Origin of the sequence: Microbacterium sp. UFMG61, assembly GCF_015354505.1 — a bacterium.
Classification (GTDB): domain Bacteria; phylum Actinomycetota; class Actinomycetes; order Actinomycetales; family Microbacteriaceae; genus Microbacterium.
Genome location: NZ_JACAFP010000017.1, coordinates 16,476 through 37,805, shown reverse-complemented (window position 1 = coordinate 37,805; position 21,330 = coordinate 16,476). Strand labels below are relative to the sequence as shown.

The 21,330-nt window shown below is 68.0% G+C and carries 24 protein-coding genes; 8 read left to right on the top strand and 16 right to left on the bottom strand.

The genetic code is table 11. The annotated features are described in order from the left end of the window. Positions 1-98: 98 nt before the first annotated feature. Positions 99-908 carry a MerR family transcriptional regulator gene (locus tag IXW21_RS16820; RefSeq protein WP_194765394.1) on the bottom strand — a complete coding sequence of 270 codons (810 nt, stop codon included), beginning with the start codon at positions 906-908 and terminating at the stop codon, positions 99-101. 140 nt (positions 909-1,048) lie between these two features. Between IXW21_RS16820 and IXW21_RS16815 the strand changes: the two genes are divergently transcribed. The 3 genes from IXW21_RS16815 (at position 1,049) to IXW21_RS16805 (ending at position 5,145) form a co-directional block, all read left to right on the top strand. Continuing rightward, positions 1,049-3,535: a glycogen/starch/alpha-glucan phosphorylase gene (locus IXW21_RS16815; RefSeq protein WP_416361104.1), complete on the top strand. Its 2,487-nt coding sequence runs from the start codon at positions 1,049-1,051 to the stop codon at positions 3,533-3,535. 147 nt (positions 3,536-3,682) lie between these two features. Then, positions 3,683-4,522, top strand: a complete 840-nt coding sequence (locus IXW21_RS16810; protein WP_194765393.1) for a DUF4097 family beta strand repeat-containing protein — start codon at positions 3,683-3,685, stop codon at positions 4,520-4,522. After that, positions 4,519-5,145, top strand: a complete 627-nt coding sequence (locus IXW21_RS16805) for a PadR family transcriptional regulator (RefSeq protein WP_194765392.1) — start codon at positions 4,519-4,521, stop codon at positions 5,143-5,145. The genes IXW21_RS16810 and IXW21_RS16805 overlap by 4 nt, the downstream gene beginning before the upstream one ends. 159 nt (positions 5,146-5,304) lie before the next feature. Here IXW21_RS16805 and IXW21_RS16800 read toward each other — a convergent pair whose 3' ends face one another. Beyond that, entirely contained in the window at positions 5,305-5,847 is a 543-nt protein-coding gene (locus tag IXW21_RS16800; protein WP_194765391.1) for a universal stress protein, read from the bottom strand. A 149-nt stretch (positions 5,848-5,996) separates the two neighbouring features. Here IXW21_RS16800 and IXW21_RS16795 point away from each other — a divergent pair, with 149 nt between their 5' ends. Continuing rightward, positions 5,997-6,185 (top strand): DUF3073 domain-containing protein, encoded by a 189-nt coding sequence (locus tag IXW21_RS16795; RefSeq protein ID WP_067119623.1) that lies wholly within the window; start codon positions 5,997-5,999, stop codon positions 6,183-6,185. Positions 6,186-6,318: 133 nt separating this feature from the next. Continuing rightward, positions 6,319-7,158: an MOSC N-terminal beta barrel domain-containing protein gene (locus tag IXW21_RS16790; protein ID WP_194765390.1), complete on the top strand. Its 840-nt coding sequence runs from the start codon at positions 6,319-6,321 to the stop codon at positions 7,156-7,158. A gap of 53 nt (positions 7,159-7,211) precedes the next feature. On the opposite strand, the gene IXW21_RS16785 is transcribed toward IXW21_RS16790, so the two are convergent. The 3 genes from IXW21_RS16785 to purM are packed head-to-tail and all read right to left on the bottom strand — an operon-like array spanning position 7,212 to position 11,125. Then, positions 7,212-8,513 carry a CynX/NimT family MFS transporter gene (locus IXW21_RS16785; protein WP_194765389.1) on the bottom strand — a complete coding sequence of 434 codons (1,302 nt, stop codon included), beginning with the start codon at positions 8,511-8,513 and terminating at the stop codon, positions 7,212-7,214. Beyond that, positions 8,510-10,003 (bottom strand): amidophosphoribosyltransferase, encoded by a 1,494-nt coding sequence (gene purF / locus IXW21_RS16780; RefSeq protein WP_194765388.1) that lies wholly within the window; start codon positions 10,001-10,003, stop codon positions 8,510-8,512. Before purF ends, IXW21_RS16785 begins: the two co-directional genes overlap by 4 nt. 6 nt (positions 10,004-10,009) lie before the next feature. Then, on the bottom strand, positions 10,010-11,125 hold the full coding sequence (gene purM, locus IXW21_RS16775; RefSeq protein ID WP_194765387.1) for a phosphoribosylformylglycinamidine cyclo-ligase: 1,116 nt from the start codon (positions 11,123-11,125) through the stop codon (positions 10,010-10,012). 62 nt (positions 11,126-11,187) lie between these two features. Here purM and IXW21_RS16770 point away from each other — a divergent pair, with 62 nt between their 5' ends. Further along, positions 11,188-11,820 (top strand): zinc-binding alcohol dehydrogenase, encoded by a 633-nt coding sequence (locus IXW21_RS16770; RefSeq protein ID WP_194765386.1) that lies wholly within the window; start codon positions 11,188-11,190, stop codon positions 11,818-11,820. A gap of 15 nt (positions 11,821-11,835) precedes the next feature. Here IXW21_RS16770 and IXW21_RS16765 read toward each other — a convergent pair whose 3' ends face one another. Both IXW21_RS16765 and IXW21_RS16760 read right to left on the bottom strand, forming a co-directional pair. Then, the gene (locus IXW21_RS16765; RefSeq protein WP_194765385.1) at positions 11,836-12,150 is read right to left on the bottom strand and encodes a potassium transporter Trk; all 315 of its coding nucleotides are present in this window, start codon (positions 12,148-12,150) and stop codon (positions 11,836-11,838) included. Positions 12,151-12,208: 58 nt separating this feature from the next. Further along, positions 12,209-12,580 carry a sterol carrier family protein gene (locus IXW21_RS16760; protein ID WP_194765384.1) on the bottom strand — a complete coding sequence of 124 codons (372 nt, stop codon included), beginning with the start codon at positions 12,578-12,580 and terminating at the stop codon, positions 12,209-12,211. Positions 12,581-12,671: 91 nt separating this feature from the next. Between IXW21_RS16760 and IXW21_RS16755 the strand changes: the two genes are divergently transcribed. Continuing rightward, positions 12,672-13,352 carry an NUDIX hydrolase gene (locus IXW21_RS16755; RefSeq protein WP_194765383.1) on the top strand — a complete coding sequence of 227 codons (681 nt, stop codon included), beginning with the start codon at positions 12,672-12,674 and terminating at the stop codon, positions 13,350-13,352. Positions 13,353-13,505: 153 nt separating this feature from the next. Then, positions 13,506-14,783 carry a phosphoribosylamine--glycine ligase gene (gene purD, locus IXW21_RS16750; protein WP_194765382.1) on the top strand — a complete coding sequence of 426 codons (1,278 nt, stop codon included), beginning with the start codon at positions 13,506-13,508 and terminating at the stop codon, positions 14,781-14,783. 62 nt (positions 14,784-14,845) lie between these two features. Here the strand turns inward: purD and IXW21_RS16745 are convergent, their stop codons facing one another. The 9 genes from IXW21_RS16745 to IXW21_RS16705 all read right to left on the bottom strand — a co-directional run bounded on the left by IXW21_RS16745 (position 14,846) and on the right by IXW21_RS16705 (position 21,243). After that, entirely contained in the window at positions 14,846-15,574 is a 729-nt protein-coding gene (locus IXW21_RS16745) for an amino acid ABC transporter ATP-binding protein (RefSeq protein WP_194765381.1), read from the bottom strand. Beyond that, the gene (locus IXW21_RS16740; RefSeq protein ID WP_194765380.1) at positions 15,571-17,049 is read right to left on the bottom strand and encodes an amino acid ABC transporter substrate-binding protein/permease; all 1,479 of its coding nucleotides are present in this window, start codon (positions 17,047-17,049) and stop codon (positions 15,571-15,573) included. The genes IXW21_RS16745 and IXW21_RS16740 overlap by 4 nt, the downstream gene beginning before the upstream one ends. A 128-nt stretch (positions 17,050-17,177) precedes the next feature. Further along, positions 17,178-17,708 (bottom strand): GNAT family N-acetyltransferase, encoded by a 531-nt coding sequence (locus IXW21_RS16735; protein WP_194765379.1) that lies wholly within the window; start codon positions 17,706-17,708, stop codon positions 17,178-17,180. Between the two features lie 41 nt (positions 17,709-17,749). Then, the gene (locus tag IXW21_RS16730; protein ID WP_194765378.1) at positions 17,750-17,986 is read right to left on the bottom strand and encodes a DUF2442 domain-containing protein; all 237 of its coding nucleotides are present in this window, start codon (positions 17,984-17,986) and stop codon (positions 17,750-17,752) included. Next, positions 17,967-18,110, bottom strand: coding sequence for a DUF4160 domain-containing protein (locus tag IXW21_RS16725; RefSeq protein ID WP_194765377.1), 144 nt, complete (start codon positions 18,108-18,110; stop codon positions 17,967-17,969). Before IXW21_RS16725 ends, IXW21_RS16730 begins: the two co-directional genes overlap by 20 nt. A gap of 78 nt (positions 18,111-18,188) precedes the next feature. Further along, entirely contained in the window at positions 18,189-19,736 is a 1,548-nt protein-coding gene (locus tag IXW21_RS16720; protein ID WP_194765376.1) for a DHA2 family efflux MFS transporter permease subunit, read from the bottom strand. Beyond that, a complete protein-coding gene (locus IXW21_RS16715; RefSeq protein ID WP_194765375.1) occupies positions 19,733-20,359 on the bottom strand; it encodes a PadR family transcriptional regulator in 627 nt (208 codons plus the stop codon). The genes IXW21_RS16720 and IXW21_RS16715 overlap by 4 nt, the downstream gene beginning before the upstream one ends. Then, a complete protein-coding gene (locus IXW21_RS16710; RefSeq protein WP_323742291.1) occupies positions 20,332-20,973 on the bottom strand; it encodes a GNAT family N-acetyltransferase in 642 nt (213 codons plus the stop codon). Before IXW21_RS16710 ends, IXW21_RS16715 begins: the two co-directional genes overlap by 28 nt. Before the next feature lie 54 nt (positions 20,974-21,027). Next, entirely contained in the window at positions 21,028-21,243 is a 216-nt protein-coding gene (locus IXW21_RS16705) for a DUF2945 domain-containing protein (protein ID WP_194765374.1), read from the bottom strand. Positions 21,244-21,330 lie beyond the last annotated feature (87 nt).

Here is a 21,330-nt window from a genome sequence, read left to right as displayed (position 1 = left end):
CGCCCGTTGAGCCCTTCCCTCCGGGCTTTCGAATCGCTCACTTTGCAGACGATGAGACCTGAGAAGTGCAAAGTGAGCGATTCGAAAGGGATGCGGGGCTACAGGTTGCCGTCCGCGTAGATGCGGAGCGCGTCGCGGACGAACTCCGCGCCCTGCGTGCCACCGGCGGACGTCGCGTAGTTCGCGCCGAAGCGCGGGTCAGCGACGTACATCTCGCCGAGCCCGAGCACATACGCCTTGACGTCACCGCCAGGAACGGCGGCGGGGGTTCCCGGGATGCCGGTGAGCCACTCGACGTGACGACGAGCGACGTCCTGAGCCTCGGCGGATGCCGGGTCGATGCCGCTCTCGGCGGCGGCGACCCAGTCGCGACCGAGGTCGGAGACCCGCTGCTGCCAGTCAGCCCGCTCGGCGTCGGTCATGCCGCGCCACCAGCGGTCGCTGTCGGCGTAGGCCCTGCGACCCCAGCGCTCTTCGACCTCCTCCTTGTACTGAGTGTGGTCGAAACCGTCGAACATGTTCTCTGCCATGAGTTCTTCACCTCCTTTCAATGCGTTGATGGTGTTCTCGACCGACGCGATCTGACGCGCCAGCCGGTTCTGCTCCTCACGCAGCAGCGCGAGGTGTGTCTCGAGAGCGGACTCCTCGCTCTGCCGACCTGTCGCCTGGGCCCCTGAGCCTGTCGAAGGGCCGAGCACCTCGGCGATCTGCGGCAGTCCGAGTCCGAGCTCGCGCAGCAGCAGGATGCGCTGCAGGCGCACGAGCGCGGCCTCGTCGTAGTGGCGAGAGCCGTTGTGCGCGATGCGCGAGGGCGGAAGCAGACCGACGTCGTCATAGTGACGCAGCGTTCTGCTGGTGGTGCCGGCGAGTCGGGCGATCTCCTGGATCGACCAATCACGACCGGTCATCGCGTCCTCCTTCCGGGGATCCGTTGTTCGATACCTCCACGGTAGAAGTTGACGCAGCGTCAAGGTCAAGTCATCTCGTCAACCAATATTCTTCATCCGCTCGTCACACGAATCGGCTCGACGCTCGCTACGGTCGTCTCGTGCCCGAATCACACTCCCATGTGCATCCGCTCGCCCTCGCTCCCGTGATCGCTCCGCCGAGCACCGCGGACGAGTTCGTGGAGCGCTTCCTGCACAACCTCAACTTCGACCGCGGCGTCGCGCTGTCGGCATCCAGCGCGAATGATCGCTACCTCGCCCTCGCCCACACCGTGCGGGACTATCTGATGGCGCGCTGGCTCGAAGATGTGCGGTACCAGAAGGAGGCGCAGGCGAAGGGCGTCTGCTATCTCTCGGCCGAGTATCTGCTGGGCCGCCAGCTCGACAACAACCTGCTCGCCGCCGACCTCACCGATGTCGCGACCGAGGCCCTGGCCTCCTGCGGCATCGACCTCGACGAGCTCCGAGCCCACGAGGTCGAGCCCGGCCTCGGCAACGGCGGGCTCGGTCGCCTCGCGGCCTGCTTCATCGACTCGCTCGCCACGATGGGGGTGCCGAGCATCGGCTACGGCATCCGCTACGAATACGGGATCTTCCGCCAGACCTTCGTCGACGGCCAGCAGGTCGAGCAGCCGGATGCCTGGCTCGCGCTCGGCTCGCCGTGGGAGTTCGCCCGGCCCGAAGACGCGCAGACGATCGCGTTCGGCGGCCACACCGAGAAGTACGACGACGAGGGCGTCACCCGCAGCCGATGGGTGCCCGCGTGGAACGTGCAGGCCGTGCCCTACAACTACATGGTCCCGGGGTTCCAGAACGGCCACGTCACCACCCTGCGTCTGTGGAGCGCCGTCGCCACCAGCGCCTTCGACCTGCGCATCTTCAACTCCGGCGACTACGAAGAAGCCGTGCGCGCGCAGACCTTCGCCGAGAACATCTCGAAGGTGCTCTACCCCGAAGACTCCACCCCGCAGGGCAAGGAGCTGCGCCTGCAGCAGCAGTACTTCTTCGTCGCGGCATCCATCCACGACTTCCTCGACAACATGCTCGCCGACGGCTTCGAGCTCGCGAACCTGCCCGAGCGTGTGATCTTCCAGCTCAACGACACCCACCCGGTGATCGCGGTGCCCGAGTTCATGCGCGTGCTCATCGACGAGAAGCACCTCGAGCGGGATGCCGCATGGGCGATCACTCAGCAGTGCTTCGCCTACACGTGCCACACTCTGCTCCCCGAAGCCCTCGAGGTGTGGCCGGTCGAGCTGCTCGGACGGCTGCTGCCCCGGCACCTCGAGATCATCTACCGCATCAACGAGGAGTTCCTCGTGGCGGTGCGCGAGCGCTTCGGCGACGACGAGATGCTCGTGCGCAACATGTCGATCATCGCCGAGCATCCGGTGCGATCGGTGCGCATGGCGTACCTCGCGACCGTCGCGGGAGCGAAGGTCAACGGCGTCGCCGAGCTGCACTCGCAACTGCTGCGCGACAAGGTGCTCCACGACTTCGACGCGTTCTTCCCCGGCAAGTTCACGAACGTCACCAACGGCGTCACCCCTCGCCGGTTCCTGCGCCTCGCGAACCCCGAGCTCTCGTCGCTCATCACCGCGGCGATCGGCGACGGCTGGACCACCGATCTCGAGCGCCTGCGAGAGCTCGAGCCGTTCGCCGAGGATGCCGAGTTCCGCACCGCATTCGCCGGTGTGAAAGCGGCGAACAAGCGCCGCCTGAGCCAGGTGCTGCGCGCACGAGACGGCGTCGAGATCAGCGACGGGCACATGCTCGACGTGATGGTCAAGCGCCTGCACGAGTACAAGCGCCAACTACTCAAGGTGCTGCACATCGTCACGACCTATGAGGGCGTCATCTCGGGGCGCATCGCCGTGTCGGATGTCGTTCCCCGCACCGCGATCTTCGGGGCGAAGGCGGCTCCGGGGTATGCGATGGCGAAGCGCATCATCCACCTCATCAACGCCGTCGGTGAGGTCGTGAACACCGACCCGCGTCTCGAAGGCCGGCTGAAGGTCGCGTTCCCGCCGAACTACAACGTCACCCTTGCCGAGCGCGTGATCCCCGCCGCCGATCTGTCGGAGCAGATCTCCCTCGCGGGCAAAGAAGCGTCAGGCACCGGCAACATGAAGTTCGCTCTGAACGGCGCGCTCACGATCGGAACGGATGACGGGGCGAACGTCGAGATCCGCGAGCTCGTCGGCGATGACAACTTCTTCCTTTTCGGCATGAGCGAGCCCGACGTCTCCGACTTGTCGGCTGGCGGATACCGACCGCAGGAGTTCTACCAGGCCGACGAGGGCCTGCGTCGGGCGATCGATCTGATCGCATCCGGCGCCTTCTCGCGCGGTGACCGCTCGGTGTTCGAGCCCGTCGTCTCGAACCTCCTTTACGAAGACCGCTTCATGGTGCTCGCCGACTACGCGTCGTACATCGATGCGCAGAGCAGGGTGGATGCCGCGTACGCCGACCAGGATGCGTGGACCCGCTCGGCGATCCTCAACGTCGCCCGCACCGGCTTCTTCTCGTCCGACCGCTCGATCCGCGACTACATCGATCGCATCTGGCACACCCCGCCGCTGGTCTGAGGCTCGCGCGGGTCGCAGGCGAGCGGCACCGACCGCACCCGTGCGACCCGAACCGCTCCGAATCGCCCCCTTGACAGGATCGAGATATATCGTGTTATTCTCGACACACACGATATATCGTGTTCCCTCAACACAGGAGAAGCAGACATGACCGAGAAGTGGCTCATCGCCCCGGGCGAAGAACGCGTGATCGACATCGAGAACGTCACCCGACTGAAGATCGGTCTGGTCGGCGGCCAGGTCGACGTCATCGCGCACGACGAACCCGGCATCCGCATCGAGGTGCACGGTGTCAACACCAAAGACCTGCGCATCGAGGCGCACGACGGCGAGGTCGAGATCGACCACCCGCAGCTCGGCTGGGACAACTTCCTCGAGGTGTTCCGCAACTTCGGCTCGGGCGGCCCCAAGGCCGAGGTCAGCGTCGCGGTCCCCCGCTCGATCGCCCTCACCCTCGGCGTCGTCAGCGCCGGAGCGCTCGTCTCGGGCATCCGCAACGACGCCCGCCTGAACACTGTCTCGGGCGACATCATCGTCGACACCCTGATCGGCGACCTGTCGGTGAACTCCGTCTCGGGCGACGTGCAGGTGCGCGGACTCACCGGATCGATCACCGCGAACAGCGTCTCGGGAGACGTCGCCGTCACCGGCACCGTCCGCAAGGCGACCGTCGACATCGTGTCGGGTTCGACCCTCGTCGACGCCGCGGGCGACGTGAACACGATCACCATCAACTCCGTCTCCGGAGGCACCACCGTGCGCCTCGACGAGTCGCTCGCCGCGAACTACGTGATCCGCTCGCTGAGCGGTCGCCTGCTGATCGACGGAGTCGAGCGCGGCTCGTCGGGCATCAACAACTACACCGGATCGACCGGTGAGCTCGCCGGCCGCTTCGTCGACCTGCGTGCGAACTCCGTGTCAGGTGGCGTGACCGTGCTGCGCCGCACCCCGGCATCCATCGCAGACGATGCGGAGTGGGAAGCATGAGCCCCGCAGTCTTCTCCCACGGCGACCTGCGCCTGTACCTGCTCTCGCTGCTCGCCGAGTCGCCGCAGCACGGGTACGGCATCATCCAGGCGCTGACCGATCGCACCGGCGGCACCTACACGCCGAGCGCCGGCACCATCTACCCTCGCCTCGCGAAGCTCGAAGAAGAGGGCCTGGTCACCAAGAGCGTCGACGGCCGCACCACGATCTACGCGATCACCGACGCAGGACGCGCCGAGCTCGCGTCTCGTGAGGGCGATCTCGCCGGCATCGAGGCAGGGATCACCGACTCGGTGCGCCTGATCGCCAACGAGGTGCGCCAGAGCGTCAAGGAGGCGATGAAGAGCCTCCGCGCCGATCTCGCCACCGCGGAGAAGGACGATCGCGCGGCATCCAAGTCCCGGCCCCGCAGCGCCGGCGACGACGAACGCCTCGTCACTCGCGAGGAGATGCACCGAGCGGATGCCGTGATCAACGCGTTCCGCGCGCGGGTGCGCACCGATCTGCGAACGCATGTGGCCAAGGGCGGCACGCTGCCCGCATCCGTCGTCTCGGACCTCGAGGACGGACTGGATGCCGCAGCCCGTGGCATCACCACGGCTCTGGCGTCACTCGGGCGTTGAAGCCCGCCTCGTCGGAACGCCGAAGCCCCCTCCCGCCACGCGACGAGGGGGCTTCGGCGTTCAGGCGGCTGACGATTCCCCGCCGGGCTGCGTCACCCGGTCGCGTGACCAGCCGGGCGGGCATCGATCAGCCATCCGAACGGTCGAGGCGCGCGAGACCTATTCGGTCCAGATCTCGGCCTGCGAGTCGGGAACCGGCTCCTGGAGTGGCACGACGAGCACGGAACGGTGCTGGCGGTGCGCGAGCCGAGCGGCGACCGATCCCGTGAAGAACTCGCGGATCGACTCGCCGATGCCCCGCCTGCGCGTGCCGACGACGATCAGTTGGGCATCGAGCTTGTTCGCGAGCTGCTTGATCGCGAGCGCCGGGTCTCCGACCAGCTGTCGGGCCGTCCAGGTGATGCCCGTGCCGTCGAGAGCGGCGACAGCCTCGGCCTGCACGGTCTCGAACTCGGCAGCTCCCGCATCGAGGTTCATGTCGATCGGCGCCGAGTGCACATATCCGTCGGGGTCCTCGTAGGTCACGAAGCGGGTGACATCGACGTGCGCGACCACGAGGGGCACGCGCAGCAGCCGCGCGAACCGCGCCGCCTCGTCGATCACATGCGCGGACTGACCGGGCTGCATCCCGACGATCACCGCTTTCTGCAGTGTCGCGTTCTGCGCCGCCTCGTCAGAGGGCGTGGAGGTGTTGTCGGTCATGAAGATCGCTCCCTTCACCGGCCTGGCATCAGCCAGGGGGGTCTACCCGCGTGCTATTCTGAATGCTACTCTTACCGGCCCTGAGCCGGTGTCGTGAATGCATCGGGCCACCAGCTGCCCGCAGCTTAACTCGTGAGGGGGTCTCGCGCATGGGCCGTGGCCGTCAAAAGGCGAAGCACACCAAGATCGCCCGCGAACTGAAGTCATTCAGTCCGTCGGTGAACTACTCCGCGCTGGAGCGCGAACTCGGGCACCCGAGTGACTCTGAAGACGCCTACGTCGACAAGTGGGCAGACGAGTATGCAGACGAAGACGAGGACGAACTAGAAAAGGCCTGACCGCCGATTCGTTCGACCATCGTCTCCCCCGTGCGTCACACGGGGGAGTTCGTCGTATCCGAAATACCGGAACATCGTGTCATGCTGATCGCGCGTGCGCGGACGTCAGGCACGCGACTGAGAGACTCGTCGTATGACTCGCGTCGTCTCGCTCTATCGTCATCCCATCAAGGGGCTCACTCCGGAGTCCGTCGACTCGCTCACGGTGCAGCCTGATGGCCGCATCGCCGGCGATCGGGTGCTCGCCGTGCGCTTCGCCGACGCGGTGACACCCGAGGATCGCGACGGACTCGATTACTGGCCCAAAGCGAAGGGCTTGTCGCTGCAGGACTTCCCCGCCCTCGCCGCACTGAAGACGACCTACGACGATCGTGCACTCACCGTGCGGATCGAGCATGACGGCACGCTGCTCGTCGAGGCAGGGCTCGATGGGACCGGTCGCGTCGAACTCGCGGATGCCCTCTCCGATTTCGTGCTGGGCACGCCCGAGGGCCGCCGACTGCGACGCCCGGGCCGGCTGCCGCTCGTCGTGGTCGGCGACGGCACGACCTCGAGGTTCCAGGATCGCGCGCGAGGGTACGTGTCGGTGCACACGCGGGCGAGCGTGACCGCTCTCGGCGACGCGCTCGGCCTGGACATCGACGACCGTCGATTCCGGTCGAATGTCGTGATCGACGACGCGGAGGCGTGGTCAGAACTCGAGTGGAGCGGGCCGGTCACGATCGGGCAGGTCGCCTTCGACGCGGCGGGGCCGATCGTGCGCTGCCTCGCGACGCATGCCAATCCCGACACGGGCGTGCGTGACGCCAAGGTGCTCACCACACTCACGGGTGCACTCGGACAGGACGAACCGACGCTCGGCCGACTCCTGCTCCCCGGTGAGTCACCGGAGGGATCGAATGCCTGGCTCGGAGGCACCATCCGCATCGGCGACGAGGTCATCGCGACAACGGCTGAGGCAGCGAGGGCCTGACCGACGAGAGCGGCGCGCTCAGGTCACCAGCGCTCAGGTCACCAGCGCTCAGGTCACCAGCGCCCGTGCCGGCGCTCCCAGTCCTCTTCGATCGTGCGGCGGCGACCGGCGATCCACCCCGCGGGGATGACGGCCACGAGCACGCCGACGAGCACCCAGAGCGGGATCTGCCAGCTGTCCGTCAGATCGTGGATCAGGCCGATCAGCAGGGGGAAGGCCGCAGCGACCGCGTAGCCGATGCTCTGCACGAAGCCGCTCAGCGCGACGGCGCTCTCGGACGTTCGGGCACGGATGCTGAGCAGCACCAGCGCGAGAGGGAACAGTGCCGGCGCGAGGCCGAACAGCACCACCCACACGGGCATCGCCACAGTGGGCAGGAAGAGGAACCCGGCGAGACCGGCGAGACCGGCGGCGATGGCGATGAAGAACACGGGACGCGTCGCCTGGAAGCGCACGATCAGGATCGGCACGAGCAACGAGCACGGCAGCCCCATGAGCCCGAACAGCGAGAGCAGCAGACCGGCGTTCGAGGGACTCACCCCGCCCACGTCGATCATGATCGTGGGCAGCCACGAGAACGACACGTAGGCCATGGTCGACGAAGCGCCGAAGACGAGTGCGATCGACCAGGCCATCGGCAGACGCCAGAGCCGTCCGAACACCCTCGGGTTCGCGGGTGTCGTCGAGATCGGGCCGGTCGCCACCGAGGCGGCGTCGTACGGCTCGTCCACCGGCTCGGAACGCGGCTTCACGAGGGCGGGCGCAGCCGCGGCATCCGCTCTGCTCGTCAGCAGCATCGCGACCCACGGCACGAGGGCGAGCGCGGCGAACACGCCCCAGAGCCCCAACGACACGCGCCATCCGGCCGTGTCGGCGATCGGCACCGCGACCAGCGGCGGCACGAACGTCGACACCGCCATCGTGGTCGAGTACACGGTCATCATGAGGCCGAGACGATCGGGGAAGTACTTCTTCACCAGCGGCGGCAGCAGCACGTTGCCCGACCCCACGCCCGCGAAGACGACCGCGGTCGCCGCGAGAAGCGAGGTCGAGTCGACCGACAGGCTGCGCAGCAGCAGCCCTGCGGCGATCAGGGCGATCGCGACGACCGCGACCCGCTCGAGGCCGAAACGACGCTCGAACAGCGGCGTGAGCAGGCCGAAGACGGCGAAGCACACCGGGGGCGCGGCGCCGATCAGGCCGATCACGACGGATGAGACCGGGAAGTCCGCGGCGACATGGTCGATCACCGGAGACAGGGATGCCACGGCGGATCGCAGCGAGAACGCGACCAGCACGATGCCGATCAGCGCGAGCGCGCGTCCGCGCCAGAGCGGCTGCGCACTCGAGGTCACGAGGTCTGCGACCCCTCCACCCACGCGAGGTACTCGTCGGAGACGGTGCCGGTGACGTACCGACCGTCGAAGCAGCTCATGTCGAGATCGCTGAGCACCGAGCCTTCGGTGATCGCGGCCTTGAGGTCTTCGACCTCCTGGTAGACCAGGTGGTCGCAGCCCAGCTCCGCGGCGATCTCGGGGATCGTGCGGCCATGGGCGATGAGCTCGTGACGCGACGGCATGTTGATGCCGTAGACATGCGGATGCCGTACGGGCGGCGCGGCCGAGGCGAACGTCACCGACGTCGCGCCGGCATCCCGGGCCATCTGGATGATCTGCTTCGACGTCGTGCCGCGCACGATCGAGTCGTCGATCAGCAGGACGTTCTTGCCCTGGAACTCGGTCGACATGGCGTTGAGCTTCTGACGCACGCTCTTCTTGCGCACGGCCTGGCCCGGCATGATGAAGGTGCGGCCGACGTAGCGGTTCTTGTAGAAGCCCTCGCGGTACTCGATGCCGAGCTTGCGGGCGACCTCCATCGCGGCGGGGCGCGCGGAGTCCGGGATCGGCATGACGACGTCGATCTTGTCCATCGGCACGTGCTTCGCGATGGTGTCGGCGAGCTTGTCACCCATGCGCAGGCGCGACTCGTAGACCGAGACGCCGTTCATGACCGAGTCGGGACGCGCGAGGTAGACGTACTCGAACGCGCACGGCGCGAGCACGGCCTCGGTGGCGCACTGCCTGCTGTGCAGCTCGCCCTCGTTCGTGATGAAGATCGCCTCGCCGGGCTCGACCTCGCGCACGACCTCGTAGTCGGCGTTCTCGAGCACCAGAGACTCGCTCGCCACGACCCACTCGTCCTTCGAAGGCTGGGTTCCTGAGCCCGTCGAAGGGCCGGCGACGGTCGACGGGCGACGACCCAGGATCAGGGGGCGGATGCCGAACGGGTCGCGGAAGGCCAGCAGACCGTATCCGGCGATCACTGCGATGACGGCGTAGGCGCCCTCGATGCGCTCGTGGGTGCGCTCGACGGCCTCGAAGATGCGCTCGGCGTCGAGGTCGACCGTCGAGGTCGTGTTCTGCAGCTCACCGGCGAGCACGTTGAGCAGCAGCTCGGTGTCACTCGAGGAGTTCAGGTGACGGCGGTCGCGCTGGGCCATGTCAGCCGTGAGCTCACGCGTGTTCGTCAGGTTGCCGTTGTGGATGAGGATGATGCCGTACGGCGCGTTCACGTAGAACGGCTGCATCTCCTCCTCGTTCGAGGCCGTGCCCTTCGTGGCGTAGCGCACGTGACCGAGGCCGACGTTGCCGAGCAGGCCGCGCATGTCACGGGTGCGGAACGCCTCGCGGACCATGCCCTGCGCCTTGGCGTTGTGCATGACGCCGTTCGCCTCGGCTGTGGCGATTCCCGTCGCATCCTGGCCGCGGTGCTGCAGCAGCAGGAGTGCGTCGTAGATGTCCTGATTGACCGGGGCAGAGCCCACCATTCCGACGATGCCGCACATGGGCTCTTACTTCGCTCCGTCCGCGTAGGCGCCGACCAGGCGCACTGCTCCACCGTCGACGCCCTTGGCGCCCTGTTCGAACTCTCCTGCCGGACGCGCGCCGAAGCCCACGGTTCCGACCTGCCATGCGGGCATGCCCTCGGCTGCGAGGGCCGCGATCGCGGCATCCTTCTTGTCAGCCGCGATGATCGCGAGGAATCCGATGCCGAGGTTCCAGGTGCCCTCGGCCGACTCCAGCGTGGAGCCTGCGATGTCGCTGAGCACGCGGAAGACCGGGCTCGGCGACCAGGTGCTGCGGTCGACCTCGGCCCAGCTCCCCTGCGGGAGCACGCGGGCGAGGTTGGCCGCGATGCCGCCGCCGGTCACGTGGCTGAGCGAGTGCACTCCACCGCCGAGCTGCTCGATCAGGCGCAGCAGCGGAAGCGTGTAGAGGCGCGTCGGCTCGAGCAGAGCCTCGCCCCAGGTGGTGCCGAAGTCGGCGGCGTTGTCGCCGTAGCCGATGCCGGCGTTCGTGACGATGTGACGCACGAGCGAGTAGCCGTTCGAGTGGAGTCCGCTGGACTCGACGGCGATCACGACGTCGCCGTCCTGCACGCGGTCGGCTCCGAGGATGCCGTCGGCCTCGACGACACCCGTCGCCGCTCCTGCCACGTCGTAGTCGCGCGGGCCGAGCAGACCGGGGTGCTCGGCGGTCTCGCCGCCCACCAGCGCGGTGCCGGTGGCGGAGCACGCCTCGGCGATGCCGCGCACGATGTCGGCGATGCGCTGCGGGAAGACCTTGCCGCAGGCGATGTAGTCGGTCATGAAGAGCGGCTTCGCGCCCACCACCACGATGTCGTCGACGACCATGCCGACCAGGTCCTGGCCGATCGTGTCGTGCTTGTCGATGGCCTGCGCGATGGCGACCTTCGTGCCGACTCCGTCGGTGCTGGTCGCGAGCAGCGGGCGACGGAAGTCGCGCAGTGCGCTCGCGTCGAACAGCCCGGCGAATCCGCCGACACCGCCCAGCACTTCAGGGCCGTGCGTCGCGCGCACGGAGGACTTCATCAGCTCGACGGCGAGATCGCCTGCAGCGGTATCGACGCCGGCTTCGGAATAGGGATTGGTGGGGGAGGCAGCCACCCGTCCAGCCTACCGCCCACGGAGGCCACCTCTCCCCTCCCTCCATCTCCTACGATGGGGCCATGGCCGACAAGCCGCAGTGGTTGATCCGCGAAGACGCGAGCGTCCCGGTGCTCGTCGCGCTCGCACTGCGCCAGACCCTCGGCATCCGCGCCCCTCAGGATCTGCCGAGCCTGCGGGATCTTCCCGTCAGAGCACCTGACGCCATCGAGGTCACCCCCGAGCTTGAGAAGCAGTGGCGCGATTACTGGGACATGACGATCGAGCCGCGCGCACACCCGTCCGGTGTGCCGCTCGAGCTGATCGACGGGTTCGACACGCTCGTCGCGCTGCCCGCGACCGGAGCGGAGCAGCTGGCCGAGGCGATCGCGCCGCACGCGGCATCTGTGCTGCACTTCGCCCGCGTCGCCCACGATCGCTATGTGTCGTCGATCCGCAGTTCGATCGCGACCCGCTCGGGCAGCGGGACAATCGGAGGCGAGGCGTACCGGGCTTATGCCAGCGCCATCGCCGAGTTCGAGCGCGACATCGGACGTCGGGCGCACTCGTTCGAGCTGAACGTGCAGGTGCTGCCGTTCTCGCAGCGCGGCATCTGGTGGGTCGGCGCGCTGACCGTCGCGGTCACGGACGGCCTGCGGCGCGACGTGGTGTCGTTCGACGCGGCGATCCGGCCGATCATCGCCGAGTTGGCGTGAGCGGACCCGACTCGGTCAGTCCTTCTCGATGATCGTCTCGTGCTCGACACGCACGACGTGATCGTGGCGGCGAGCCGTGCGCTCGAGGATCAGCGCGACCACGCTCGCGAGCGCGACGCCGATCGGCACCGTCCACAGCAGCAGGAATCCGAACACCTGGCCGGGAGGGTAGACGACGTTCACGGCCTCCGACGGCTCGTAGCTGCCGATCGCCGTGAGGATGCCCGCGGCGATGACGCCGAGCACGACGCCGATGCCCATGAACACGCCGAATCTCGGCACGCGTCGTACGGTCGCCTCGACCGTCTCGGAGGAATCGTGGGAGGACATGTTCCCATTGTCCCACCGTTGTCTGTGCGCCGGGCGCGGGTCTTCGGGATGGTGTCGGTCAGGGCCGCAGCGGCAGCACGTCGGCGAGGTCTGCTCGCGTGCCTGAGGCCTGGACCCGACCGGAGGCCGCGGCATCCGCCCAGTGCTCCGCACCCGTGGCGACCGCTATCCAGGTGGTGGCGTCCATCTCGACGACGTTCGGCGGGGTGCCGCGTGTGTGCCGCGGCCCCTGGACGACCTGCACCGCACCGAACGGCGGCACTCGCACCTCGACACTGTTGCCGGGCGCCTTCTCATCGAGCAGCTGCAGCAGGTAGCGCACGCTCGTCGCCAGCACGGTGCGCGCAGGCTTCTCGCCGGCGGCCTCGGCGGCACGCACGGCATCGAGCGCTGCGCGGCCGTCGACGATGTCGATCTTGCGGGAGGGCATGTGCCCCAGGGTACGCCGGTGGCGCGGGCAGGGCGGGTGGCCCTGGCGGCTTTCGGCCGTTCCAGCTCCCCGCGGGCATAGGCTCGAGCCGATGAGCCAGAATCCCGAGACTCTGCACGGAGCGCGCGCTGAACTGCTCGCCGCGGCCCGGCGCACCGAGGCCTGGGCACGACCTTTCCCGCCACTCGTCGGCAGCGCGCAGCCGGCGTCCGTGCTCGTGCTGTTCGGTCGGCTCGACAGCATCCCGGCACAGGCCGATGAGATGACCGTGGCCGCCGACCTCGACGTGCTGCTGCAGCGCCGCGCCGCCACGCTGTCGTCGCACCCCGGGCAGGTGTCGTTCCCCGGGGGACGCCGCGAGGCGCAGGACGCGGATGCCGTCGCCACGGCGCTGCGCGAGGCGCAGGAGGAGACCGGACTCGACCCCGCGGGGGTCGACGTGCTCGCGACGCTCGCCGAGCTCCCGCTCGCCGCGAGCAACCACCTCGTGACGCCGGTGCTGGGCTGGTGGCGTTCGCCGTCGCAGGTCGCGGCGGTCGACCATGCCGAGACGGTCGAGGTCTTCCGTGTGCCGGTGGCGCAGCTGCTCGACCCCTCGACGCGATTCACCTCGACGATCAGGCGCATGGGCCGCACGTGGAAGGGCCCCGCATTCGATGTGGACGGCACCGTCGTCTGGGGCTTCACCGCGATGGTGCTCGACGCCCTGTTCGATGCGACCGGGTGGACGGTGGCGTGGGACCGGTCGATCGAACGCCCGATCGCGCTCTGAACCGACGGCTCGCCGACCGCACGTGCACGATTCAGCATGAGCGCCTGCGTCTGCGGCGCAGAGGGCGCGAATTCGCCGTGTGGCTCCGATCCATGCTGAGTCGTGCACGCTCACCCCGCGAAACCCGATCCAGCGCGTCGGTAGTCTGGAGGGGTGAAGATTCTCGTCCTCGGTTCCGGTGCCCGTGAGCACGCGATCATCCTCGCTCTGCGAGCAGAGAAGGCGGAGCACGAGATCTTCGTCGCCCCCGGCAATGCCGGCATCGCGCAGGATGCGACCCCCGTCTCGGTCGACATGCTCGACGGCGCCGCGGTGACCTCGTTCGCGAACGAGCACGCGATCGACCTCGTGGTCGTCGGCCCCGAGGCTCCGCTCGTCGCCGGTGTCGCCGATGTGCTGCGCGCGCACGGCATCCCGGTGTTCGGCCCCGGCAAGGCCGCGGCTCAGCTCGAAGGATCGAAGTCGTTCGCGAAGCGGATCATGGATGCCGCGGGCGTGCCCACCGGTCGCGCGGTGCGCGCCACCACCGCCGCCGAGGTCGAGGCCGCGTTCGACGATCTGGGCGCACCCTACGTGGTCAAGGCCGACGGGCTCGCGGCGGGCAAGGGCGTCATCGTGACGACCGACCGCGCAGACGCACTCGCGCACGCCGAGCACTACCTGCCCTCCGGCCCGGTGCTGATCGAGGAGTTCCTCTCCGGCCCCGAGGTCTCACTGTTCTTCCTCAGCGACGGCGACACGGTGCGTGCGCTCAGCCCCGCGCAGGACTTCAAGCGCGCGCTCGACGGCGATGAAGGTCCCAACACCGGCGGCATGGGCGCCTATTCGCCGCTCCCCTGGCTCGCCGAGCAGTTCGGCAGCGAGCAGGCCTTCGTCGAGGAGGTCACGCGCGACGTGGCGCTGCCCGTCATCCGCCAGCTCGACAGCGAGGGCACCCCGTTCATCGGACTGCTCTACGCGGGGCTCATCCTCACGCCTGCGGGTGTGCGCGTGATCGAGTTCAACGCCCGGTTCGGCGACCCCGAGACCCAGATCGTGCTGCCGCGTCTCGTGACGCCGCTCTCGGAGCTCCTGCTCGCCGCGGCATCCGGCATTCTCGAAGACCAGCCGGAGCCGGTCTTCAGCGACGACGTCGCCATCACCGTCGTGCTCGCGAGCGAGGGCTACCCCGAGGCGCCGCAGACCGGACGCCCGATCGAGGGCTTGCCCGATGCCGCAGCCGTCGAGGGCGTGCGCCTCGTGCACGCGGCGACCGCGAGCCCTGACGCGCCCGGCGGCTCGCTCATCGCGACGGGCGGCCGTGTGCTGAACGTCGTCGCCGTGGCATCCGACTTCCGCACCGCGCGCGACCGCGCCTACGAGGCGATCGGTCGCATCTCGCTCGACGGATCGCACTTCCGCACCGACATCGCCGCCCGCGTCGCCGAGTAACGCCGAGCGACAACACGGAAGGCCCCACCCGGAATCGGGTGGGGCCTTCCGTATGGACAGTCTCAGAGCACCTTCGAGAGGAAGTCCTTCAGACGCTCGTTCTTCGGGGATCCGAACAGCTCGGCGGGCGGTGCCTCCTCGACGACGACTCCGCCGTCCATGAACACCGTGCGGCCCGAGACCTCGCGGGCGAAGCCCATCTCATGCGTCACGAGCACCATCGTCATGCCGCCCGACGCGAGGTCGCGGATGACCTGCAGCACCTCGCCGACCATCTCGGGGTCGAGGGCGCTGGTGGCCTCATCGAAGAGCATGATCTCGGGGTCCATCGCGAGCGCCCGCGCGATCGCGACGCGCTGCTTCTGACCGCCCGAGAGGGATGCCGGCTTCGCGTCGGCCTTCTCGGCCAGGCCCACCCGGTCGAGCAGGGCGAGCGCCCGCTCGCGAGCGTCGGCCTTCGACAGCTTGCCGAGCTCGATGGGTGCGAGCGTGATGTTCTCGAGCACCGTCATGTGCGGGAACAGGTTGAAGTGCTGGAACACCATGCCGATGCGCTGGCGCACCTCGTCGAGCTTGACGCTCTTGTCGGTCAGGTCGACGCCGTCGATGATGACGTGACCCGAGGTCGGCTGCTCGAGCTTGTTGAGGCAGCGCAGCAGGGTGGACTTGCCCGAGCCCGACGGACCGATGACCGCGACGACCTCGCCGTCGTCGACCGTGAGGTCGATGCCCTTGAGAACGTGGTTGTCGCCGAAGGACTTGTGCAGGTCCTTGACCTCGATCTTGCTCATGCGGTGAACTTCCTCTCCAGGCGGTTCGCGAGCAGCGTGAGAAGCGTGATCACGACGAAGTAGATGATGGCGACGATCGTCAGCACCTGGGCCGACAGGTACGTCGAGGCGATGATCTGGCGCGACACGAAGGTCAACTCCGCGAGGCCGATCACGCTGATCAGCGACGTGTCCTTGAGGGTGATGATGCCCTGGTTCACGAACGACGGGATCATGATGCGGAACGCCTGCGGCAGCACGACCTTCTGCATGGTCTTCCAGTGGCCGAGGCCGAGCGATCGCGAGGCCTCGTTCTGGCCCGGGTCGACGGCCTGGATGCCGCCGCGGATGATCTCGGTCATGTACGCGCCCGTGTTCAGCGAGAGCGTGATGGCTCCCGCGACGAAGGGGTTGAACGTGATCTCCGGAATCAGCTGCGGGATCGCGAAGAACACGAAGAACGCCTGCACGAGGATCGGCGTGCCCCGGAAGACGAACACGTACGCGGTCGCGAGCCACCGGAACGGCAGGAACTTCGAGATGCGCCCGAACCCGAACACGATGCCGAGGATGAACGCGGCGACGAGAGCGACGATGGTCGCGAGGATCGTCAGCCACAGCCCCTCCATGAGAGCGGGCCAGTACTTCACCGCGACCGAGAAGATGTCGGTCGCCTGCGTGGTCTCTTCACCGCCGGCGAGGTAGGTGTCGACGATCTCGTCGTACTCGCCGGATTCCTGCAGGTTCGCAAGACCCGCGTTGAACTTCTCGATCAGGTCGGGGTTCTGCCCCTTGTTGACCGCGAAGCCGTACTCGCCACCGAGCTCGGGCTCGCCGACGAGGCGGAAGCCGGATCCCTGCTGGATGCCGTAGGCGAGAACCGGGAAGTCCTCGAAGTAGCCGACGGCCTGCCCGGCCTTGACGGCATCGACCATGTCCGTCGTGTCGGAGTAGGGCGTGACGCGGAAGCCGTACTCGTCCTGATTCTCCTCGGCGAAGGTCTGACCCTGCGTGCCGGTCTTGACTGCCACGGTCTTGCCGTCGAGGTCGTCGAGCGACTGGATGTCGCTCGACTCGAGCACACCCAGCTGGATGCCGCTCGTGAAGTACGGATCGCTGAAGTCGAAGATCTGCTGACGTTCGTCGGTGATCGACATGCCGGCCATGACGGCATCCACCTGGTTCGACTGCAGAGCCTGCAGCGCCGCATCGAACCCGAGCTGGCGGATCTCGACCTCGAAGCCCTGGTCTTCGGCGATCGCCCGGAGCAGGTCCATGTCGATGCCGACCAGGTCTCCCTCGGGAGACGTGAACTCGAACGGCGCGAAGGTCGTATCGGTGCCGATGACGTACTTCTCGGTGTCATCGGCCGCCGTGGCGACGGATGCTCCGCCGAGCAGCGCACCGGCCGCGATGAACGCCGTGAGCGCCATCGCCCCGACGGTGCGTCCGAACGTGCGCAGACGCGCAGACGCAGGAGAGGGATGTGGGATCACGACGGATGCTCCTCGGATCGGATGGGCGACAGGATGCTGCCACCGGGATGGTCGTCGACCATCCACCCTAACCGGCGACGGCGTGTCGCCGTGTTCCGAGCGGGTTCCGGGAGTCCACTCGCTCGCTGCTAGAGGGCGATCCAGTACCGTCGCACGGGCTGCTCGCCGTGCTCGGGCAGCGTGCGGATGTCCTGCAGCACGCCACCGGCACCCTCGATCGTGCGGAACGAGCCGACGTTGTCGTCGTCGCACGTGACCATCACTCGGTCGAGCCCGATCTCGCGGGCACGCTCGAGTCCGAGGCGCAGCGCTGCGGACGCATACCCCTGACGACGCCGCGATGCCCGCACGGCGTAGCCGATGTGGCCGCCGACCTCGCGCAGGTAGTCGTTGAGGTCGTGCCGGAACGACAGGAACCCGACGACCTCGCCGTCGTCGGTCACCCAGTACAGGTCGTTGTGCACAGCATCCGCCGGGAGCTCCGCCGTGGTGTCGGAGAGGAGCGCGGACTTCTCGATCAGCGCGTCGAGCGTCGCACGGTCGGGGGTGACCGGCGCCTGCAGACCCGAACCGTCGACATGCCCGTCACCGAACTCGGCGACGGCTGCCGCCCAGGAGTCGAACAGATCGGCGGTGGGCCTCGTGAGCTCGATCGTCATCGCCCGATGAGATCACAGGGATCGCCGCGGGCGCAAACCGATCAGCCTCGGCGCAGGAGCCCGGCGATCGAGATGTCCTCGTCGAGCCGGTTCCAGCGGATGCCCTCCCCGGCCCCGATCAGTCGCCATTCCGCCAGATCTTCGACACTTGCCCGCGCAAGACGAGGGAACCCCTCGAGGGGAGCACTGATCGTCCGCCCATCGCGGATGCGCACGTGCATCTCGTGGTCGTCGATCGTCACATCGACAGCGACGGCGTCATCCACTGAAGTGCTCATGCCATGCCTCCTCGAAACGATCTCCATGACGCTCGACGAGACGCTCCAGCGAGCGCAGTTCATCGTCACTGAACCTCGATCTTGATGCCGATTTTACGGGCGCGAGCCAGAATTTGGCAGTCATTCCGGAACCCCGGAGACCGGGGACAGCCGAGCCGTCCGCACTCCTGTGCAGAAGACCCGGCTCGTCGTCAGGGGTGCATCACGCCGCGGGAGCGGGCGCCTCCGCGGGAGCGGATGCCGCGGCATCCGCCTTGTCGTAGCGTCCGAGGAAGAGCGAGGCGATGAGGGCGACGACCATCACGCACGCCGGGAGCAGGATGGCCTGCGACATGCCCGCCGCGAAGCCCTCGGCGACCTGAGGCGGAAGCGATCCGCCACTGATGCCCGAGGGAGCGTCGGCGAGACCCGGTAGGTTCGCTTCGAGGCGCGACTGCATGAACGCGGCGATGGATGCCGAGCCGATGACCGATCCGATGGTGCGGGTCGTGTTGTAGATGCCCGCACCGGCTCCGGCCTGACGCGGCGGCAGCTTGCGCGTCGCAGTGGTCGCGAGCGGACCCCACATACCCGCGTTGCCGATTCCCATCAACGCGGACGGCATGAGGAACATCCAGATCGGAGTGTCCATATTGATGAGCGCCGAGTACCAGATCAGGGCGACGATGACGCACAGCAGACCGGGGATCAGGATGATGCGCGGGTCGACGCGATCGAGCAGCTTGCCGGCGAACGGGGCGAGCACCCCCGAGAGCACGGCCATCGGGATGAGGAGCAGCGCGGCCTCGGTCGGGGTGAGGGCGCGCGCCGTCTGCAGGAAGAACATCATCGGCAACGACATGCTCGTCACCGTGAACCCGACCGCCGCGATCGCGATGTTCGCGCCCGAGAAGTTGCGGTCGCGGAAGAGGTCGAGGGGCACCAGCGGCTCGCTGCGCGTGCGCGCCTGCTGCACGATGAACAGCGCGAGCACGACGAGTCCGGCGATGATGAGGCTCCACACCGAGATCGGTCCCCAGATGACGCCCCAGTCGAACTTCTCGCCCTCCTGAAGCCCGAAGACGAGCAGGAACAGCGCGATCGCGCTGAGGACCACGCCGACGATGTCGAAGCGGTGCGGGCTGGTGGCGAGCTGCGGAACCAGGCGCCAGGCCAGCACGAACGCCACGATTCCGACCGGGATGTTGACGAAGAAGATCCACTCCCACCCGAAGCCGTCGACGAGCAGTCCGCCCACGAGCGGGCCGACGAGCGTCGCGACACCGGCGGTCGCACCCCACAGACCCATCGCCGCCCCACGACGCTCGGGCGGGAAGGTGCGCGTGATCACGGCCATGGTCTGAGGCGTCATGAACGCGGCACCGAGCCCCTGCACGGCGCGGGCGGCGATGAGCATCTCCAGGGAGTCGGAGAGACCGCACCAGAGGGATGCGAGGGTGAAGACGGCGAGACCGATCAGATAGATGTTCTTCGGCCCGAATCGGTCGCCGAGACGCCCGGTGATCAGGATCGGCACCGCGTAGGCGAGCAGATAGGCGCTGGTGACCCACACCACGTTGTCGAGGTTGTTGGTCGTCGGGTCGAGGGCCGCCTTGATCGCCGGGTTCGCGACCGAGACGATCGTGGTGTCGACCAGGATCATGAAGAAGCCGATGACGAGCGCCCATAGGGCGGGCCAGGGGCTGGACGGGCGCTGCCCGGCGGCGAAGGTGCCGGTGTCGGGACCCGACTTCTGGCGGGATTCGGTCATTGCTGTGCAGCCTTTCGCTGTGCGCGGTAGCGCTCCGTGTCGTCGAAACTCGTGGGACCCCAGGGGAAGGCCTCGGCGTCGAGGCGATCGAGCAGGGAGTCGAGCCAGCGCAGCTCGGCCTCGAGCAGCACCTCCTGGCGCTCGAACTCGACGAGCACCTGCTCGGGAGCACCCCTGCGCCGGGCCTCGACGAGTCCGTCTCGGTGCTCGACGTGCGCGGCGACGAGGTCGACCCGTCGTGCGCGCAGGCACTCGATCGCATCGGGGCGTTCGAGGTTGTGGGCCTCGGCGAGCGCGATGCGGAACTCGGCCGGATGGTCGACGCTCGACAGCTCACGCCGCAGCCAGTCGATCAGCACCTCGGTTCCGGCATCCGTGAGCGTGTACGTGGTGCGCTCGGGACGGTTGCCCTCTCGGTCGATGCCCACCTCGTCGATGAGTCCGGCTCGCTGCAGCCGACCGACCGTGTGATAGAGCGTGCCGTTGGTGATGGTGAGCAGTCGCTCGTCGCGGCGAGCGCGCATCAGACGCACCATCTCGTAGGGGTGCATGTCACCCTCGCGCAGCAGCGCGAGCGCCATCACCCCCATCGGGGTCAGCCGCTCCACCGGATCCTCCGACATGTGCTCCACCTCAAATAGTCCACGTGGACTATACGCTTCTTTCGGTCGGCCGACAAGACGGATGCCGGGTCGGTCGCTACTTCAGGGCCGCGGCGAGCTGCGTCGGCGTCAGCGGTCGATCCGCGTACACGAGCCGCATCACCGCGGGGTCGGGATTGCCCGCGTCCGGCGCCCGGTGCACGAGTTCGAGACCGAGCTTCTCGGCCACCCGGGCAGAGCCGCGGTTGTGCTCGACGAGATAGGCGATCGGGGGCGATCCGCCTCGCCGCCGCGACCCCCGCCCGCGCCAGCTCGGTCGCCAGACCCTGACCGTAGTGGTCGCCGGCGATCCGATAGCCGATGTTCCATACCTCCCCGCCGAGCAGCGTGCATCCTCCGTTGCCGACGACCTCGCCGGTGTCGCGCAGGCGGGCCACCCACGATCCGAGACCCGCGTCCCCCCAGCTGCGCTCCCAGCGCTCGATCATCTCGACGGTCTGCGCGCGATCGGTGTGCCGCAGACTCGGATAGTGCGTCCATACCCGCGGATCGCTCTGGATCGCGAAGACCTCGTCGAGGTCGGAAGCGACGGCATGCGACAGTCGCAGGCGTTCGGTGAAGGTGTCGCCGGTCACAGCGTCCAGGCTAGACACCCCCGCCGACACTCGGCGCGACCGGCAGGCGGCGACTCAATCCGCCAACCGGCGCAGCGCCGATCCCTTGTGCGCGGCCTTCTCACCGCTCTTCTCCGACGTCACGATGTAGGCCGGTTCGTCGTCGGAGGCTGTGAAGCTCTGTCCGGCGAACCGGAAATCCTTCGTCCTCTTCTCCTCCACGGTGCCCTGGGTGCGCCCCTGGGACGTGTTCCAGCTCACCCGGTCGCCCGTCGACAGGTCCTTCGTCATGGTTCCTCCGCTCCGTGGATTCGAGCCTCGCCGATGCGCGAGGGATCGCGCCAGCCCTTGACATGACACGACATCGGCGTCGCCGAC